This is a genomic window from Shewanella sp. AS1 (assembly GCF_021412565.1).
Taxonomy (GTDB): domain Bacteria; phylum Pseudomonadota; class Gammaproteobacteria; order Enterobacterales; family Shewanellaceae; genus Shewanella.
Window position 1 is genome coordinate 99,777 of the sequence record NZ_JAKCLJ010000010.1, and the last position, 16,256, is coordinate 116,032.

Annotated in this window: 16 protein-coding genes and 1 pseudogene; 13 read left to right on the forward strand and 4 right to left on the reverse strand. The window is 48.1% G+C overall.

The features are described from left to right. The first annotated feature begins 23 nt into the window (after nucleotides 1-23). From cysN to LZP69_RS13015, 7 genes are all read left to right on the forward strand, one after another. Nucleotides 24-1,430, forward strand: coding sequence for a sulfate adenylyltransferase subunit CysN (cysN, locus tag LZP69_RS12985; protein ID WP_234201117.1), 1,407 nt, complete (start codon nucleotides 24-26; stop codon nucleotides 1,428-1,430). Nucleotides 1,431-1,534: 104 nt separating this feature from the next. Further along, nucleotides 1,535-3,262 carry an SLC13 family permease gene (locus tag LZP69_RS12990; protein ID WP_234201118.1) on the forward strand — a complete coding sequence of 576 codons (1,728 nt, stop codon included), beginning with the start codon at nucleotides 1,535-1,537 and terminating at the stop codon, nucleotides 3,260-3,262. A gap of 40 nt (nucleotides 3,263-3,302) precedes the next feature. Continuing rightward, nucleotides 3,303-3,938 carry an adenylyl-sulfate kinase gene (cysC, locus tag LZP69_RS12995; protein ID WP_234201119.1) on the forward strand — a complete coding sequence of 212 codons (636 nt, stop codon included), beginning with the start codon at nucleotides 3,303-3,305 and terminating at the stop codon, nucleotides 3,936-3,938. 68 nt (nucleotides 3,939-4,006) lie between these two features. After that, entirely contained in the window at nucleotides 4,007-4,813 is an 807-nt protein-coding gene (cysQ, locus tag LZP69_RS13000; RefSeq protein ID WP_267962100.1) for a 3'(2'),5'-bisphosphate nucleotidase CysQ, read from the forward strand. Between the two features lie 25 nt (nucleotides 4,814-4,838). Further along, the gene (gene mak / locus LZP69_RS13005) at nucleotides 4,839-5,729 is read left to right on the forward strand and encodes a fructokinase (RefSeq protein WP_234201120.1); all 891 of its coding nucleotides are present in this window, start codon (nucleotides 4,839-4,841) and stop codon (nucleotides 5,727-5,729) included. A 150-nt stretch (nucleotides 5,730-5,879) separates the two neighbouring features. Then, nucleotides 5,880-6,662: a YdcF family protein gene (locus LZP69_RS13010; protein WP_234201122.1), complete on the forward strand. Its 783-nt coding sequence runs from the start codon at nucleotides 5,880-5,882 to the stop codon at nucleotides 6,660-6,662. Nucleotides 6,663-6,674: 12 nt separating this feature from the next. Continuing rightward, a complete protein-coding gene (locus tag LZP69_RS13015; RefSeq protein WP_234201124.1) occupies nucleotides 6,675-7,370 on the forward strand; it encodes a DUF2982 domain-containing protein in 696 nt (231 codons plus the stop codon). Nucleotides 7,371-7,434: 64 nt separating this feature from the next. Here the strand turns inward: LZP69_RS13015 and LZP69_RS13020 are convergent, their stop codons facing one another. From LZP69_RS13020 to LZP69_RS13035, 4 genes and pseudogenes are all read right to left on the reverse strand, one after another. After that, on the reverse strand, nucleotides 7,435-7,854 hold the full coding sequence (locus LZP69_RS13020) for a bactofilin family protein (protein WP_234201126.1): 420 nt from the start codon (nucleotides 7,852-7,854) through the stop codon (nucleotides 7,435-7,437). 108 nt (nucleotides 7,855-7,962) lie between these two features. Beyond that, complete coding sequence (gene napF / locus LZP69_RS13025) at nucleotides 7,963-8,442, reverse strand: ferredoxin-type protein NapF (protein WP_234201128.1); 480 nt, start codon at nucleotides 8,440-8,442, stop codon at nucleotides 7,963-7,965. Between the two features lie 92 nt (nucleotides 8,443-8,534). Then, nucleotides 8,535-9,545 (reverse strand): UDP-glucose 4-epimerase GalE, encoded by a 1,011-nt coding sequence (gene galE, locus LZP69_RS13030; RefSeq protein ID WP_234201129.1) that lies wholly within the window; start codon nucleotides 9,543-9,545, stop codon nucleotides 8,535-8,537. After that, nucleotides 9,545-9,808 (reverse strand): annotated as a pseudogene (locus tag LZP69_RS13035) (UTP--glucose-1-phosphate uridylyltransferase); the annotation flags it as partial. The pseudogene LZP69_RS13035 and the gene galE, both read right to left, overlap by 1 nt. Nucleotides 9,809-10,180: 372 nt before the next feature. Here LZP69_RS13035 and phhA point away from each other — a divergent pair. The 6 genes from phhA to LZP69_RS13065 all read left to right on the forward strand — a co-directional run bounded on the left by phhA (nucleotide 10,181) and on the right by LZP69_RS13065 (nucleotide 15,605). After that, nucleotides 10,181-10,978, forward strand: a complete 798-nt coding sequence (gene phhA / locus LZP69_RS13040) for a phenylalanine 4-monooxygenase (RefSeq protein WP_234201130.1) — start codon at nucleotides 10,181-10,183, stop codon at nucleotides 10,976-10,978. Between the two features lie 55 nt (nucleotides 10,979-11,033). Continuing rightward, entirely contained in the window at nucleotides 11,034-11,372 is a 339-nt protein-coding gene (locus LZP69_RS13045) for a 4a-hydroxytetrahydrobiopterin dehydratase (RefSeq protein ID WP_234201131.1), read from the forward strand. A 231-nt stretch (nucleotides 11,373-11,603) separates the two neighbouring features. After that, nucleotides 11,604-13,148 carry a transcriptional regulator TyrR gene (tyrR, locus tag LZP69_RS13050; RefSeq protein WP_234201132.1) on the forward strand — a complete coding sequence of 515 codons (1,545 nt, stop codon included), beginning with the start codon at nucleotides 11,604-11,606 and terminating at the stop codon, nucleotides 13,146-13,148. A 258-nt stretch (nucleotides 13,149-13,406) separates the two neighbouring features. Then, nucleotides 13,407-14,393: a fumarylacetoacetate hydrolase family protein gene (locus LZP69_RS13055; protein ID WP_234201133.1), complete on the forward strand. Its 987-nt coding sequence runs from the start codon at nucleotides 13,407-13,409 to the stop codon at nucleotides 14,391-14,393. A gap of 64 nt (nucleotides 14,394-14,457) precedes the next feature. After that, nucleotides 14,458-15,096, forward strand: a complete 639-nt coding sequence (maiA, locus tag LZP69_RS13060; protein ID WP_234201135.1) for a maleylacetoacetate isomerase — start codon at nucleotides 14,458-14,460, stop codon at nucleotides 15,094-15,096. A 53-nt stretch (nucleotides 15,097-15,149) separates the two neighbouring features. Beyond that, the gene (locus tag LZP69_RS13065; protein ID WP_234201137.1) at nucleotides 15,150-15,605 is read left to right on the forward strand and encodes an SRPBCC family protein; all 456 of its coding nucleotides are present in this window, start codon (nucleotides 15,150-15,152) and stop codon (nucleotides 15,603-15,605) included. The last annotated feature ends 651 nt before the right edge of the window (nucleotides 15,606-16,256 follow it).

The window sequence follows — 16,256 nt, forward strand, 5'->3', positions numbered from 1 at the left end:
GCTTAACGAATGACGAGAATAGCATGACAACTGAAACGACATTATTGCAAACCGACATTGAGTCCTACCTTAAACTGCACGAAACCAAAGATATGCTGCGGATCTTAACCTGCGGCAGTGTCGATGACGGTAAATCGACTTTGATTGGTCGTCTGCTCTATGACAGCAAGATGATTTTCGAAGATCAGATGGCGGCGATAGAGAAAGACTCCAAACGCTTTAACACCACAGATCAGGCGTTCGATTTAGCCTTGCTGGTGGATGGGCTGCAATCTGAGCGTGAGCAGGGGATCACCATTGACGTGGCCTATCGCTATTTTGCCACCGAGCAGCGCAAGTTCATTATTGCCGATACACCAGGCCATGAACAGTACACACGCAACATGGCGACCGGGGCATCGACCTCAGATCTGGCCATCATTCTTATCGATGCACGTCATGGGGTGCAGGTGCAGACTCGCCGTCACAGCTATATCTGTTCTCAGCTTGGGATTAAGCATGTGATCATCGCCATCAACAAGATGGATGCGGTGGATTACGATCAAGGTGTGTATCAGGGAATTAAGAAAGAATACCGCGAATTTGCTCAAGACCTGGCCTTTACCGATGTGCGTTTTGTGCCTATCTCGGCGCTCAGGGGCGATAACGTGGTCAATGAGAGCGAGAACATGACCTGGTATCCAGGTTCTACCTTGATCAAGCTGCTCAATACGGTTTCGGTGAAGCAGGATAAGAGCGAGTCGTTCCGCTTTCAGGTGCAGTATGTTAACCGTCCTAATCTGGATTTCAGAGGATTTTGTGGCACCATCGCCTCGGGCGAGATCCGTGTCGGGGACACAATTGCCGCACTGCCTTCGGGCAAAGAGAGCCGCATCAAGTCGATAGTGACCTTCGATGGTGAGTTAGAGAAAGCCTCTGCAGGTGAGGCGGTCACGCTGACCCTCACAGACGAAATCGATGTGTCCCGTGGTGACATGCTAGTGCGTCCCCATAATAAACCCAGTTCGGGCAACCATTTTGAAGCCGATGTGGTGTGGATGAATGAAGAGCCTCTGTGTATCGACAGGGAATATGCCTTGAAGCTCGGGAGTAAATCGGTATTTGGCTATGTGGATGCGATTAACTATAAGGTGGATATCAATAACCTGACGAAACATGAAGCGCAGCAACTGGCACTCAATGAGATGGGGAATTGTCATTTCTCTGTCACAGAGGCTGTGCAGTTTGATGCCTATGATGTTAACCGTCAAACGGGGTCGTTTATCATTATTGATAGGCTGACCAATGTGACTGTGGGCGCAGGCATGATACGTAAGACAATCGCTGCGAAAGGTAAGCAGCGGCAGATCTCTGAGTTTGAGATAGAGATGAATGCCTTAGTACGTAAACATTTCCCACATTGGGGAGTGAAGGATATTTCCAAGGTCTAGCCGTTAGCGCGGTTAATCACCCGTTTTGAGCTTCAAATGACAAGGCTTGCCTTTGTTGTTTGAAGCTCGTAGCTTATAGCTAGTATTAGGAAGATCAGGTATCTATGACATTAAACGCCTATCTTACCATCGCAATATTCGTCGCCACTATTGTGGGATTGGTGCGTTATCAGAATCGCCCGGCTCGAGTATTCGGTGTGACACTGCTGCTGCTTGTGGCACTGAACCTCGTCACTTCTGAGCAGCTACTTTCCAGCATGGCTAACCCAGGGTTGGTCACCTTAGTACTGCTGATCCTCTGCTCCTTTGCATTGGAAAAGACACGATTACTGCGCATTATCGCCTCCAAAGTGATAGTAAAGAGTTACATCAGCACCTGGCTGCGTTTGTTTGGCATGACGGCTTTGAGTTCTTCTTTACTCAATAACACGGCTGTGGTTGCCACCTTGTTGTCGCCAATTCGTAACAATCCCCATCATGTTGCCAGCAAGCTGTTGTTGCCACTCTCCTATGCGGCAATTTTGGGCGGCACATTAACCTTAGTGGGCACATCGACCAATCTTATCGTCAACAGTATGTATATTGATGCGTCGGGTCGCTCCTTATCTTTTTTCTCATTTACCGCCATTGGCGCCCTGTTGTTGTTGGGTTGTGGCCTGGTGTTGAGCCTAGTCTCGCGCTTTCTGCCCAATATTATTCACCAGGAGAAGAGTTCTCAGGGCTATTTTATCGAAGCCAATGTGGTAGAAGGCTCTGAGCTAATTGGCCGCTCTGTTGAAGGAAACGGACTGCGTCACCTTGAATCACTGTTTTTGGTGGAAGTGATCCGCAACGATCGCCTCATCAGCCCGGTTAAACCGACTGAAGTCTTACATGAAGGCGATAAGTTAATTTTCAGTGGTGATATAACTAAGGTGATGCAGCTTAGCCAGTTTTCTGGCTTGGAGATGTTCGCCGAGCGTAATGGTTTGCTCGACTCTAACCTCACCGAAGTGGTGGTGAAACAGGAGAGCGTTCTGGCCAATAAAACCCTCAAACGAGTCGGCTTTCGTGCCTTGTTTGATGCCGCTGTGGTCGCCATTCGCCGCGACGGTGAGGAGATCTCCGGTAAGCTGGGGGCGGTTAAAATTAAAGCCGGTGATTTTCTGGTACTGGCCGTCGGTCGGGACTTTCTTAAGCGGCGTAATATCAGCAAAAACTTTATCATTCTTAGCGGCGTTGAGCCTGAAACCCACATCAAAGGGAAGAAGGCGTGGATCTCCATCGGCGGCTTTGTGCTGACGATTTTGCTTGCTGCAACGGGCTTGGTGAATATGCTGCAGGGCTTGTTACTCCTGCTGGGCGTGTTGATCTTTAGTCAGTGCCTGAATGTGAATGAGATAACCCGGCGTTTTCCTGTCGAGATCTGGCTGATTGTGGCCTCGGCGATTTTATTATCCCATGCACTGGTCAACAGTGGTGTGGCAACCAGTGTGGCCAGTTTGGTTGAGGGGGTTGCCGATAAAGAGCATCTGATGTTGGCGCTGATCCTTGTGTATGTGGCCACCTGGCTGATGACTGAGGTGATCACCAATAATGCGGCTGCCGCTTTGATGTTTCCCATTGCCTACAGTATCGCTCTGGGTTTTGGTGTCGATGTGATGCCCTTCGTGATGACAGTCGCCTTTGCCGCCAGCGGCAGTTTTATCAGTCCTTACGGTTATCAGACCAATTTGATGGTGTATAACGCGGGCTGTTATCGACTCAAAGACTTTGTCAAAATCGGTTTGCCGCTCAGTATTACTTATGGTGCGATAGTGATTTGTGCCGTACCTGTTTTTTTCCCTTTTTAATCACTTAAGCTTTTTAATTAAGAGTAACAATAATACGCCTATGTCACCTTATAAGACGATTGAAACCCAAGATAAATCTAGCGATGTAGTTTGGCATCAGGCCAGTGTGTCCCACCTGGAGCGAGTCGCTGCCAATGGGCACCAGGGCGCTGTGTTGTGGTTTACCGGGTTAAGTGGCTCGGGAAAGTCCACAGTGGCCAATGCGGTTGATAAGATGCTGCACGATTTAGGCTGCAAGAGTTATGTGCTCGATGGTGACAATGTACGCCACGGTTTAAATGGCGATTTGGGCTTTAGCGACAGTGACAGAGTGGAGAATATTCGCCGGATCGGGGAGGTCGCTAAGCTCTTTGTTGATGCCGGCCTGTTAGTCTCAACCGCCTTTATCTCACCATTTGCCGCCGATAGGCAGATGGTGCGTCATCTCTTAAAGGACAAGCCCTTCATTGAGGTCTTTATCGACACGCCACTTGAGGTATGCGAGCAGCGCGATCCTAAAGGCCTGTATAAGAAAGCCAGAGCCGGGGAGATAAAACAGTTTACCGGTATCGATTCTGCTTACGAGTCACCAAAAACGCCTGAGATCCATGTTAAAACCGCCACGCAGGATGTACAGCAATCAGCCCAGCAGGTAGTGGATTATCTGAGATCAAAACAGTTGATCACCCAGGTTTAAACTTACATCTTAGGGATTTGGGGTTTTCTAGAAGCTAATATTTTTCCATTGCAGTACAGAGGTATCTTTTGAGTCAGAAATTTCAAGATGAATGGTTAGCGCAGATGCTGGCGATCGCCAAAGAGGCGGGTGAAGCCATTATGACTATCTACGACAGTGAAGATTTTCAGGCTCAGGCTCAAGTGCAGACAAAATCTGATTCCAGCCCTGTGACGGCTGCCGATCATGTCGCTCACCATAAAATTGTCGCCGGTTTGAAGCGCTTAACGACAGATATTCCTGTGATGTCGGAAGAGGCGGCGGATATTCCTTGGGAGGCACGCAGAACATGGACGCATTACTGGCTTATCGATCCGCTGGATGGCACCAAAGAGTTTATCAAGCGCAATGGTGAGTTTACTGTCAATATCGCTTTTATTGAGAATGGTCAGGCCTTTGCCGGTGTTGTGTATGCGCCAGCGGTACAGAAAGCTTACTACGGAGCCAGAGGCATTGGCGCCTGGATGGAAGAGAGTGACACAATTACAGATCTGACTCAGCTTAATATTACAGCGCCTAAGTCGCCCAGAGTCGTGGGCAGTCGCTCCCATGTGAGTCCTGGCTTGCAGGGGTATTTAACCGAGCTTGGCGAACATACTATGACCAGTATTGGCAGCTCGTTGAAGTTTTGTTTATTGGCAGAAGGGCGAGCCGAACTCTACCCAAGATTAGGCCTTACCAGTGAATGGGACACAGCGGCTGCTCAGGCCGTACTCGAAAGTGCTGGTGGTATTGTGCTTAACCATGAAACTGGGCAGACATTGGATTACAATCAAAAAGAGGATATTTTGAATCCCTATTTTGTCGCCACTGCAAGGCATTGGCTTGATAAATAAAGAATAAAGACGCGAGGGAGTGAGCATGTTGAGAATGGGTATCGATCTGGGTGGAACCAAGATAGAGATCATCGCACTCGATGAGGATGGCAAAGAGCTTTTTCGTAAGCGCATTGCGACCCCCAGAGAGTATCAAGGCACACTCAACGCCATTGCGTCTTTGGTGAAAGATGCAGAGGCCAGTACAGGCCAAACCGGTACAGTTGGGGTAGGGATCCCTGGCGTACTCTCTCCCTATTCAGGTTTAGTGAAGAACGCTAATTCCACTTGGATTAATGGTCATCCGTTGGACTTGGATCTTAGCGAGCTTATCGGTCGTCAGGTGCGGGTGGCCAACGATGCGAACTGTTTTGCAATTTCAGAAGCCGTGGATGGCGCAGCGGCAGGCAAAGGGATGGTGTTTGGGGTGATTCTGGGCACGGGCTGCGGGGCCGGAATTGCGATTAACGGCAAGGTTCACGGTGGCGGTAATGGCATTGGTGGTGAGTGGGGACATAATCCTCTGCCCTGGATGACTCCTGATGAGTTTAACTCCACCGACTGCTTTTGTGGCAAAAAGGATTGTATCGAAACCTTTATATCGGGCACTGGCTTTGTGCGGGACTACCAACTGGCAGGGGGCGAAGCGGCTACAGGCAGTGAAATCATCACCCGGATGGAGGAGGGAGAACGCCTCGCTAAACAGGCCTTTCATCGCTATCTTGATCGTCTAGCTCGCTCATTGGCCCATGTGATCAATCTGCTGGATCCTGACATCATAGTGTTAGGTGGCGGTGTGTCGCAGATAGACGCTATCTATCCTCAATTATCCGAGATTTTGCCAAAGTACGTGTTAGGCGGCGAGTGTCAGACCCCTGTGGTGCAAAATATGTATGGCGGCTCCTCTGGCGTTCGCGGCGCCGCCTGGCTCTGGTAAGTGGTAAGCAAGACCATGGACGATAAATTTTGTTTGTTCTCTGCTGGCTTTGAGTTTGTTTTGTAACGTAAACTTGCAGCCAGGTTTTATCACTTTTACTGGATCTGCCTCGATATGTTTTGGGTAAAAAAACTGATCTCGCAATTTTTAATGCCCATTCCTCTCACCTTATTGTTTCTGCTCATTGCGCTCTTGTTGATACGGGGCTTATCTTGGAGTGTGTCTCGCTGGGCGAAATCTTTTATTGGCGCGGCTGTTTTGCTCTTGCTGGTGCTGACGAGTCAGTGGGGCAGTTTTGCACTCACTCGCTCCCTTGAGGAAAACTACCTTGTGAATAATCGCCCCATCTCATCCCCCTGCGTGGTGATGGTGCTGGGCAGTGCCCATGATTCCAAGGTCTCGGAACTCGCCACATTACAGCTCTCTTCTACGGCGTTAGCGCGATTAACCGAGGGGATACGTCAGTTAAGTTTGGGTCAGGATTGTAAGCTGGTGGTCAGTGGTTGGGGCGGAGCAGACGTGCGTCCTCAGGCTGAGGTGATGGCCGAGGCGGCGATCGCCTTGGGTGTCGATAAGCAGGATATAGTGAAATTCCCGAACGCGAAAGACACCATAGAAGAAGCACAATACTTGAAAGTTTTGATTGGTGATAAGCCATTTCGCTTGGTAACATCGGCAACCCACATGCCCCGCGCCATGAAAATATTTACTCATCTGCAGATGACGCCTCAAGCTGCGCCTAGTGATTTTATTGCCCGTGGCGGCTATTGGTGGCAGCTCGATGCGTTGAATCTACTGGCATCGCAAAAATCAATTCATGAGTATGTGGGTCTGCTGTGGTTAACGATTAAGTTCAGCTTGCTGCAGGGCACTGACTATCGCATCGATGGTGCGAAAAGTAATAGAAACGCAGCAGAAAGTGTTAGTCATTAGGGGAGCAATTGAGTGACTCAAACCAGTATTGAAACGGTTCAGCTTCGTACCTTATCTAAGCGCAATGCCAAGACATTTACCACCGTTGGCTTGATAGCCTTATTTATCGCTCTGATTCTATTTATTTTTGCCAAGCACTTGATAGGACTTGGCATGCTGTGTTTTATCTTTGGTGCGATCTTTACTGTGTTAGGCTGCGCCAAATGGATCCAGCCTGAGGTGAGTATCGAACTGCGCCAGCAAGGACTGGTTTATCATCACCACCGCGGTGCTATCTATCTGGAATGGGACAATATACAGCGGGTAGGCGTTCCTTTGAGTATCCAAAGTATCGATAGCCAAGCCTTTCCTTATGTTGGGGTGAGGTTAAAACAGCTTGCGCCCTTGATCGATGATATCCCGACGCGCCTGGCGACAGGGTTACTCAGAGAGCAGCGCGCGCTCATGATGTCCTCGCTTACCCTAGATGGTGAACTGGCCGATTTAGAGCGTTACCTGAGCTCTGAGTTTTCAGAGGTGATTATCGAGGACAAACGTTATACAGGCGTGCAGGCGATGTTCGCCAGACGTTGTCAGCAGCTTAATACCCAGCTTGGCTATCATGTCTATATCCCTATCGATTGTTTAGACAGGGAGCCAAGGGAGTTCATTTCGCTGCTCAAAGACTATAAACAGCAAGCAGAGGAAACAGCAAGCAGAGGATGCTGAGATAGCGCTTAGCCTTCCATGCTTGCAGACACCTAAGCTTGCAGAGACGCTCATCGATTATGGTTTAAGCCGTGGCCTGATCCTCAGTGTAAGATAACTCCTGCTGTGGTGCTTCGTTATGGTTATCGGTTAACTCGCTTGATAGCAATGCTATATCTTCTTTTACGCGCACCCCGATAAACTGCCCACCTTCGAAAATCTCCATCGAATCACAGGCAATTTCACCTTCGACCACACCACTGCCAGTGATCGTGAGTTTCTGGCATTTGAGTTTGCCTTTAAAGCAACCTGAGACTTTTAACAGTTTGCAATGTAACTCACCTTCAACGTAGCCATCTAATTCAATAGTGAGTTTGTCTGCGGCGCTTATCTTGCCCTTGAGCTCGCCGCCAATGAGGGCTTGGCCGGAAAAGTGAGTTTCACCAGAGACTTTGGTGCCCTGAGCGATGACTGTGAGTTCTGTATTTGTTTTTTTACCAAACATGAGCAGCTTCTGTCTTAATTATTTTCCCCGATATTACCCAGAAATAGCCCGAAGCAAAACCCTTAAAAATTGACACTTGGGTCAGATTTTTGGCAGTAGAGAAGCGGATCACGCTTTAAGCTTTATTGAACCATTGGGGCAGGGCGCAACACAGGCGCCGCAGCCGGTGCACAGATCCAGTGATATTTCGGGTCTTGGAATTGTCCCTGGTGCTAGCGGAAAAGTGATGGCCTGGGGATCGCAGCTGTCTTTACAGCTTTGACAGTACACACCGCTGTAGGTGAGGCAGGTATTGTCGATATTGGCTTTAAGCTGCCAGGGGGACTCAGTGATATCTCTAAAGACGGGCTCAGGGCAAACCTGGACACACTTTTGACAAAAGGTGCACTCATGGTTGCTGAAATCGACTTCAGGAAAGCCACCACCGCCTCTAATCAAGATCTGGGTTTCACAGCTGTTGATGCACTTGTCGCATCGAGTACAAAGGTCGGTAAATTCGACCTCAGATTTGCTCCAAGGAGGACGAATGGTGTCACGCTTATTGCGCCGAAACAGATTGCGTCGGCTTTGATCGATGGAATTGCTCATAAGCTCCTGACTTAAAATAAGTGGTAAGTATTAAGCTGTAAGCAAGTTCCATTACTTACAGCTTTGATCTTAAAGTTTACAGCTTGGTTTTATCACTTATAGCCATTAGGGTTACTGGATTGCCAATGCCAGCTGCTGTTTGCCATATCCTCTAGGGTATGAGTTGCTTGCCAGCCCAGCTCTGTTTGAGCTTTGGTGGGGTCTGCATAACAGGCCGCAATATCGCCAGGGCGACGAGGTGCAATTTGATACTTGATGCTATGGCCGCAGGCATGCTCAAACGCCTTGACCATATCCAGCACGCTGTAACCTTGGCCTGTTCCTAAGTTGTAAGTTACCAGTCCACACTGAGTGTTGAGTTTCTCCAGTGCCTTAAGGTGACCCTGAGCCAGATCGACCACATGGATATAATCACGCACCCCCGTCCCATCATGGGTGTCATAGTCATCACCAAATACACTCAAAAACTCACGTTTACCGACAGCGACCTGAGCAATAAAGGGCATCAGGTTGTTGGGGATATCATTGGGATCTTCCCCGATAAAGCCGCTTTTATGGGCGCCGACCGGGTTGAAATAGCGTAAGCGGGCGATATTCCAACTGGGATCAGAATGGTATAGATCGCTTAGGATATGTTCGACCATCAATTTCGACTGACCGTATGGGTTGGTTGCGCCGGTTGGAAAGTCTTCCATTATGGGCAGCGAGGCCGGATCGCCATAGACGGTAGCAGATGAACTAAATACCAGATTTTTAACCTTAAACTCCTTCATCACTTCGCACAGTATTAAGGTGCCGGTCACGTTGTTCTCATAGTAGCGTAGTGGCTGGGCAACGGATTCGCCCACCGCCTTGAGGCCGGCAAAATGGATCACCGAATCTATCTTATGGTCGGTGAAGATCTTCTGCAGAAACGCTTTATTGAGCACGTCACCTTGGTAGAAGGTGAGCTGTTTTTGGGTGATCTGCTCAACCCGCGCTAAGGCTTCGACGCAGGAGTTGGAGAGGTTATCGATAATTACTACGTCTTGATTGTCGTTAAGCAGTTCAACGACGGTATGACTGCCGATATAGCCGGCTCCGCCTGTGACTAAAATCGTCATTAATGCTTGTCCTGTTGCAGTGTCTGGCTTAATTCCAGTAGGTATCGTTTAAATTCGTTGCCAACTTCTTGGTGGCGCAAAGCGTATTCTACGTTGGCTTTCATGTAGCCTTGCTTATTGCCACAATCATGGCTCTTGCCTTTCATGTAGTAGGCGTTGACTGGATGTTTGTCCATCAGCATGGCGATAGCGTCGGTGAGTTGAATTTTATCACCCGCCCCAATAGGGGGGGGCGATAATAAGGGCCAGATCTCTTTGGGGATAGCCTTGGTCGCCGGGAGCATTCTGGTGCCCAGACCCACAACGGGGATCACGGCTTTTCTTACCTTATGGTGTTTCATCCTCTTCCTTATTTGGATGTGATCTGCTGTCCATTCTAATAAAACTGAGTTGAAAAGCCATTTCAAAACAGCAGAAAAAGGGAAATGAGCACAAATTTTTGCTATTGCGTTTAGCAAGTTGTACAGCTTATTCAATTGAAAATGACGGGTTTCACGGGGCGGCAAAAGTTAATGTAAAGCTAATATTACAAAATGGTCTGCTTTACCAGCCAACTATCAAATGTGATCCAGTTAACAAATTGTCAACTTTGGTCAACTATGGGGATATAAACATGGATTGGTGTTGTACTTACTATGAACAAACTTACTGCTTATCAAGCAAAGCACCCTGATAGTCAGGGCTATATCGCCTACTCGGCAGAGGAGCACGAGACTTGGCAAGCGCTCTATCAGCGCCAAAAGGGCAATCTGCCCCATTATGCCTGTGATGAATACCTGCAGGGTTTGAGTCATCTTGCCTTGCCAGAAGATCACATTCCTCAGCTTAAGACACTCGACAAAGTGCTATTGGAAGCTACGGGGTGGAAAACCGCAGCCGTGCCTGCGTTGATCTCATTTGAGAAGTTTTTTGCCTTGCTGGCTAATCGCGAATTTCCTGTGGCGACTTTCATTCGCAGCAAAGAGGAGTTTGATTATCTGCAAGAGCCGGATATTTTCCACGAGATTTTCGGTCATTGTCCTTTACTGACGAATAAGTCATTTGCCGAGTTTTCCCACGAATATGGCAAGTTAGGCTTGGCAGCATCGAAAGAGGAGCGGGTATTTCTGGCACGTTTATATTGGTTTACCGTCGAATTTGGTCTACTTCGTAACCGCAATCAAGAGCTCAAAATTTACGGTGGAGGGATATTGAGCTCTCCTGGTGAGACCCTGTATGCCTTAAGCGACAAACCTGTGGTTAAGCCATTTGATTTGATGGATGTGCTGCGCACCCCTTATCGCATCGATATTATGCAGCCCATTTATTATGTAATAGAGGCCATCGATTATCTCGACGAAATTGCCAAAATGGACATCATGGCGGCGATAACTAAGGCGCGGCAATTGGGGCTTTTTGCGCCTATGTTTGAGCCGAAATCGAAAGTGAGTTAATTGAATTTAATTGGAATTTATCTTCGAGTATTGAAATAGGAAGAGTGAAAGAGTGATGACTGAATTAGCAGAAATGAAATGTGAAGCCTGCCAGGCGGATGCGCCAAAGGTAACCGATGCCGAGTTAGCTGAGTTGATCCGTATGATCCCAGACTGGGGCGTGCAAGTACGTGATGGCATCATGCAATTAGAGCGGGTATATAAATTTAAAAACTTCAAACTCGCCATGGCGTTCACCAATAAATTGGCCGATCTTGCCGAGGAAGAGTTTCATCATCCCGGTATTTTAACTGAGTGGGGTAAGGTCACTGTGACCTGGTGGTCTCACTCGATTAAGGGATTACACCGCAACGACTTTATTATGGCGGCTAAGACAGACACGCTGCTCGACTAATTACAGCGCTGTTGGGTTAGATTTTCCAACAAACAGCATCAGGCTTCCTTTCTGGTGCTGTATTTTTATACGATCTATCCTACCTTGTGTAAACATCTCTTGCCACAAACGTTAATACCTATTAACTTATAGGCGTCCTAACTGTATTTTTGTGAACTAAACAAGAATCTCAGGACGGCGACTGTGAACACTCCCATAAAAATAATGAATATAAAACAGGGATAAAAAGGTATGCGTTTAGAAGTCAGTTGCATCGACCGGGTGGGTCTTGCAAAAGATATTCTCGAGATTTTAGAAGGCTACGGGATTAACCTGCTTGCAATTGATGCCAGTAATCAAGGTTTCCTCTATCTGCAGTTCGCTGAGGTCAAATTTGATGTGCTCAGTGAATTTTTACCCCTCATCCGAAAAGTGGCTGGAGTGAATGATGTTCGCACCGTTTCCTTTATGCCCTCCGAACAAGAGCATTATGCGCTCACGACACTGTTAAAAACCTTGCCTGACTCGGTGTTTTCTATCGATGTCAAAGGCAGGATCCGCATCGTCAATGAATCGGCCACTATGACCTTAGGCATGAAAGAGCATGAGGTGGTCGATGAGCCGCTTAATCATTGGGTACAAGGGTTTAACTTTGTCCGGTGGCTCAGTGAGCCTTTGGTGTTAGCCCAGGCGACCAGAGTGAGTATTGCTCAGAGCGAATACCTGGCCGAGATGCTCCCTATCTACCTGCCCGATGAGCACGATAAAAGCATCTTAGCCGGGGCGGTTGTCTCATTAAAATCACCGGCTCGGGTCGGCAAACAGTTCAATGCGCTGCAAAATCAAACCTCAGGTTTCGATAACGTATTAGGCGTGAGCGATAAAATGAAAGAGGTGCTTATTCAGGCAAGACGCATGGCGCAGCTGGATGCCCCTTTACTGATCACAGGTGAAACCGGCACTGGCAAAGAATTAATGGCCCGTGCTTGTCATGACGCCAGTATGCGCCGTGAACATCCCTTTATTGCCATCAACTGCGCGGCCATGCCCGACAGTGCTGCCGAAGAGGAGTTGTTTGGCTATGTCAGTGGCGGCGAGGTTGTGCGCCGTGGTTTCTTCGAAGAGGCCAAGGGCGGGACCGTTTTCTTAGATGAGATAGCCGAGATGTCTAAGGCGGCGCAGGTGAAACTGCTGCGTTTGCTGCAGGATGGCACCTTTAGACGCGTGGGCGGCGATGTCGAGGTTCGCTCGGATGTGCGGATCATCTGTTCGACCCAAAAGAACTTAGCCGAGCTTTGCCAAAGTGGTGAGTTTCGTGAAGATCTCTATTACCGCATCCATGTGCTGAGTTTCCACATGCCGAGTCTGCGCGAGCGCAAGGTTGATATTATTCCGCTGACAGAGATGTTTTTAGATCATTACAGCCAGCAGCTGTCTATTCCTATTCGCCGCATTTCGCCGGCGTGCCGTAGTCACATTCTCAGTTATGCCTGGCCTGGCAATGTGCGTCAGTTGAAGAATGCGATATTCAGGGCCGTGTCTATGTGGGATGGGTCGGCAGAGCTTAATGTCGAGCACCTGAAATTACCCTCCTATGCCGAAGGTTTTGGTTATTTTGATCATCAATTTGAAGGTAGCTTGGATGAGGCGATGAAGCAGTTTGAAGCGAGCCTATTAAGGCGCCTCTATCCTGCCTATCCCAGTACACGTCAGTTAGCGAAAAAGCTTGGGGTGTCGCATACTGCTATCGCGAATAAATTGCGCGAATATAAGATCAGCAAACAAAAAGGGATGTAAAACCTGCTTGCCATTTCAGACTCGCCTATCTCCATTGAACGGGGCTGAAATGGCATAAAAGCCGGCATAAATGACTGGCGTAATCGATAGTTTACAAATTGTTTTCCCTTCCAGGTGAGTGTGATTTATGTCACGCTATTTCACTCTTTAGATGCATAGGGTATTTCTATGCCAATTTAGAAGCACAGTCTTTAGAAGCATGGTCGATGTCGTTTACTGTGAATTTTGGGACATCGCAACAGGAATTTAGGAGTTGGAATGAAGTTAGCTAGTTATAACAATGGCCGTCGTGATGGACAATTGATGCTCGTGAGTCGAGATCTGACTAAGGCCGTTGCTGTTCCTGCGATTGCTCACACTCTGCAGCAGTTACTCGATGCCTGGGATCTGTTTCAGCCTCAACTGCAAGAACTCTATGATGCACTTAATGAAGGTCTGTTGCCCAATACGGTCGATTTCGATGAAGCTAAGTGTATGTCACCTCTGCCACGTGCGTTTCAATGGGCCGATGGCAGCGCCTATGTGAATCACGTTGAGTTGGTGCGCAAGGCGCGTGGCGCCGAGATGCCAGAGAGTTTCTGGACCGATCCCTTGGTATACCAGGGCGGCTCAGACAGTTTCATTGCGCCAAAGGCGGATATCGAGCTGGCAAGTGAAGAGTGGGGCATAGATTTTGAATCTGAAGTGGCTGTGATCACAGACGACGTGCCAATGGGGATTGAAAGTAGTGATGCCCATAAACATATTAAGTTGCTGATGCTGGTAAACGATGTGTCGCTGCGTAATCTTATTCCTGCTGAGCTGGCAAAAGGCTTTGGTTTCTTCCAATCTAAGCCCTCAAGCAGTTTCTCTCCTGTGGCGGTAACCCCTGATGAACTGGGCGATAAGTGGCAGGACGCTATGGTGCATTTGCCATTGATCACTCATCTGAACGAGAAGTTATTTGGTCAGCCTAATTGTGGTGTCGACATGACCTTTAACTTCAGCCAATTGATTTCCCATTTTGCCAAGACTCGTCCACTGGGCGCAGGGGCGATAGTGGGTTCTGGGACCATCTCAAATTATGATCGCAGTGCTGGCTCTAGCTGTCTTGCTGAGATCCGTATGCTGGAAACCATCGCCGAGGGTAAGCCTTCAACATCATTTATGAAGTTTGGCGATCGGGTTAGAATCGAAATGCTGGATGAGGAAGGCAAGAGTATCTTTGGCTCTATTGACCAGCAAGTGGTTCAATATAAAGCTTAATTGATTATTTTTAGTCAGGTATGGGGGCCACTGGTGTGAACCCCATTTTTTTAGGGAGCATACAATGAAACTTATGGGTTACTGGCGCTCCAGCGCCGCATATCGTGTGCGTATTGCGCTTAACTTAAAAGGGATTAAAGTTGAGCATGAGTCTGTTCACTTAGTCAAAGATGGCGGTCAGCAGCACGCTCCTGAGTATGCGTCACTCAATCCCCATGAGCTGGTGCCGACACTTGTCGATAATGATCTGATTTTGACGCAATCGTTAGCCATCATTGAATATCTGGATGAGCGCTTTACTCAGTCCCCCTTGTTACCGAGTTCATTAAATGAGAAGGCCATAGTACGTGCTATGGCGTTGTCGGTTGCCTGTGAGATCCATCCACTCAATAACCTGCGGGTGCTGCAATATATAGCTGGTCCTATGGGCTTGGATGATGAGGCGAAAAACAGCTGGTATCACCATTGGATCCACCAAGGATTTACGGCTCTAGAAAAACAGCTTGAGCAGTATGCCGGACAATATTGTTTTGGTGACAGCGTGACTCTGGCCGATCTCTGTTTGATCCCCCAGGTGTATAACGCCAACCGCTTTGGTGTCGATTTAACCGATTATCCGCAGATAAGGCGGATCTGGGATAACTGTCATCAGCTCGATGCCTTTATCGCCGCGACTCCCGAAAATCAGCCTGACGCTGCTTGAGTCACATAGGCTGATTAATAAGCCAGCCATGAGTCATCTTTGAGGGGTAGATAATGGAAAACGAATGGCAGAGTTATGATGTTGAGGTAACTCACCTGTTCGGCGCATCGCCAGCACAGGTCTATGATGCTTGGTTAGATCCTGACTTAATCTGTGCCTGGTTTGGCCCAGGCCTTGGCCAGACATTGCCAGTTGAAGTTGATGCCAGCGTTGGCGGGAAGTTTCGCATTGTGCAAATCCGTGATGGGCAGGCTGTGGGGCATTCAGGTTATTATCTTGTGCTTGATAGGCCGCATCATATTGCATTTACCTGGGCGATGGATGATGACGATGGGTACAGTGAAGTGCGTATCGCGCTCGCGCCTAAGGATACTGGCACCCAAGTACGTTTAGTGCATGCCATAGGTGAGCAGTGGCAAGCCTATGAAGCGCAAGTGAAACAGGCTTGGAGCACCATGATGGCCGAGATGGAGAGTTTGCTTGTGAATGACAATCCTAGCCAGGCTTAACACCAGATATAGGACTCATTGAGATCTGTAGGAAAGTGATAAAGCCTCATACTAAGTAATAAAGATTCATACTGAGCATTAAAGTATCATACTAAAATGGCAGCGATCACATAGGTACGCTGCTATGTCTAAAATGTTGTTGCCCCAAAGTGAGTTAACCTTGAAATGAAGGAAGGGCATTTTTCAGTATTGCTTTTCTTACTTGGTAAATTTTAGTTCGTACTCTTATGGTTATCTAACGCCTGCCCGGCGGGGGATGTGCAAACACACTTTTGGCTCGCCACAAGCACGTCCTTGTGGGCTCTGCGAAATCATCCCTGATTTCGAAGGCCAAAAGTGTGCTTACACTTGGTTATTGTCTCTCTTCGATTTTAACCGTGATTGGTGTGAAGATGGATCAAAAAGCTAACTTGGTTTTGCCCCAAAGTTTGTTAGCACTCGTTTTTCGTTTTAGACTTTACGAACGAGTTACCCTACAAAATCTCATCTATTAGCCCCACTTTTAGTGCTTCTCTATAACAACCTGTAGTGGTCAACTAAAATTGGCCACGGTTTTGTATTCAAGCCAATATCTTCGCTCTGACTCATTGGGTGTCAGCCCACCGTTATATTGATGTGGTCTCAGCTGACTGTAATACCCCGTCACATATC

What these genes read in the sequence shown, in the direction of transcription:
- cysN (WP_234201117.1), top strand. Translation starts at nt 24, where the DNA reads ATGACAACTGAAACGACATTATTGCAAACCGACATTGAGTCCTACCTT.
- LZP69_RS12990 (WP_234201118.1), top strand. Translation starts at nt 1,535, where the DNA reads ATGACATTAAACGCCTATCTTACCATCGCAATATTCGTCGCCACTATT.
- cysC (WP_234201119.1), top strand. Translation starts at nt 3,303, where the DNA reads ATGTCACCTTATAAGACGATTGAAACCCAAGATAAATCTAGCGATGTA.
- mak (WP_234201120.1), top strand. Translation starts at nt 4,839, where the DNA reads ATGTTGAGAATGGGTATCGATCTGGGTGGAACCAAGATAGAGATCATC.
- LZP69_RS13010 (WP_234201122.1), top strand. Translation starts at nt 5,880, where the DNA reads ATGCCCATTCCTCTCACCTTATTGTTTCTGCTCATTGCGCTCTTGTTG.
- LZP69_RS13020 (WP_234201126.1), bottom strand. Translation starts at nt 7,854, where the DNA reads ATGTTTGGTAAAAAAACAAATACAGAACTCACAGTCATCGCTCAGGGC.
- napF (WP_234201128.1), bottom strand. Translation starts at nt 8,442, where the DNA reads ATGAGCAATTCCATCGATCAAAGCCGACGCAATCTGTTTCGGCGCAAT.
- galE (WP_234201129.1), bottom strand. Translation starts at nt 9,545, where the DNA reads ATGACGATTTTAGTCACAGGCGGAGCCGGCTATATCGGCAGTCATACC.
- phhA (WP_234201130.1), top strand. Translation starts at nt 10,181, where the DNA reads ATGAACAAACTTACTGCTTATCAAGCAAAGCACCCTGATAGTCAGGGC.
- LZP69_RS13045 (WP_234201131.1), top strand. Translation starts at nt 11,034, where the DNA reads ATGACTGAATTAGCAGAAATGAAATGTGAAGCCTGCCAGGCGGATGCG.
- tyrR (WP_234201132.1), top strand. Translation starts at nt 11,604, where the DNA reads ATGCGTTTAGAAGTCAGTTGCATCGACCGGGTGGGTCTTGCAAAAGAT.
- LZP69_RS13055 (WP_234201133.1), top strand. Translation starts at nt 13,407, where the DNA reads ATGAAGTTAGCTAGTTATAACAATGGCCGTCGTGATGGACAATTGATG.
- maiA (WP_234201135.1), top strand. Translation starts at nt 14,458, where the DNA reads ATGAAACTTATGGGTTACTGGCGCTCCAGCGCCGCATATCGTGTGCGT.
- LZP69_RS13065 (WP_234201137.1), top strand. Translation starts at nt 15,150, where the DNA reads ATGGAAAACGAATGGCAGAGTTATGATGTTGAGGTAACTCACCTGTTC.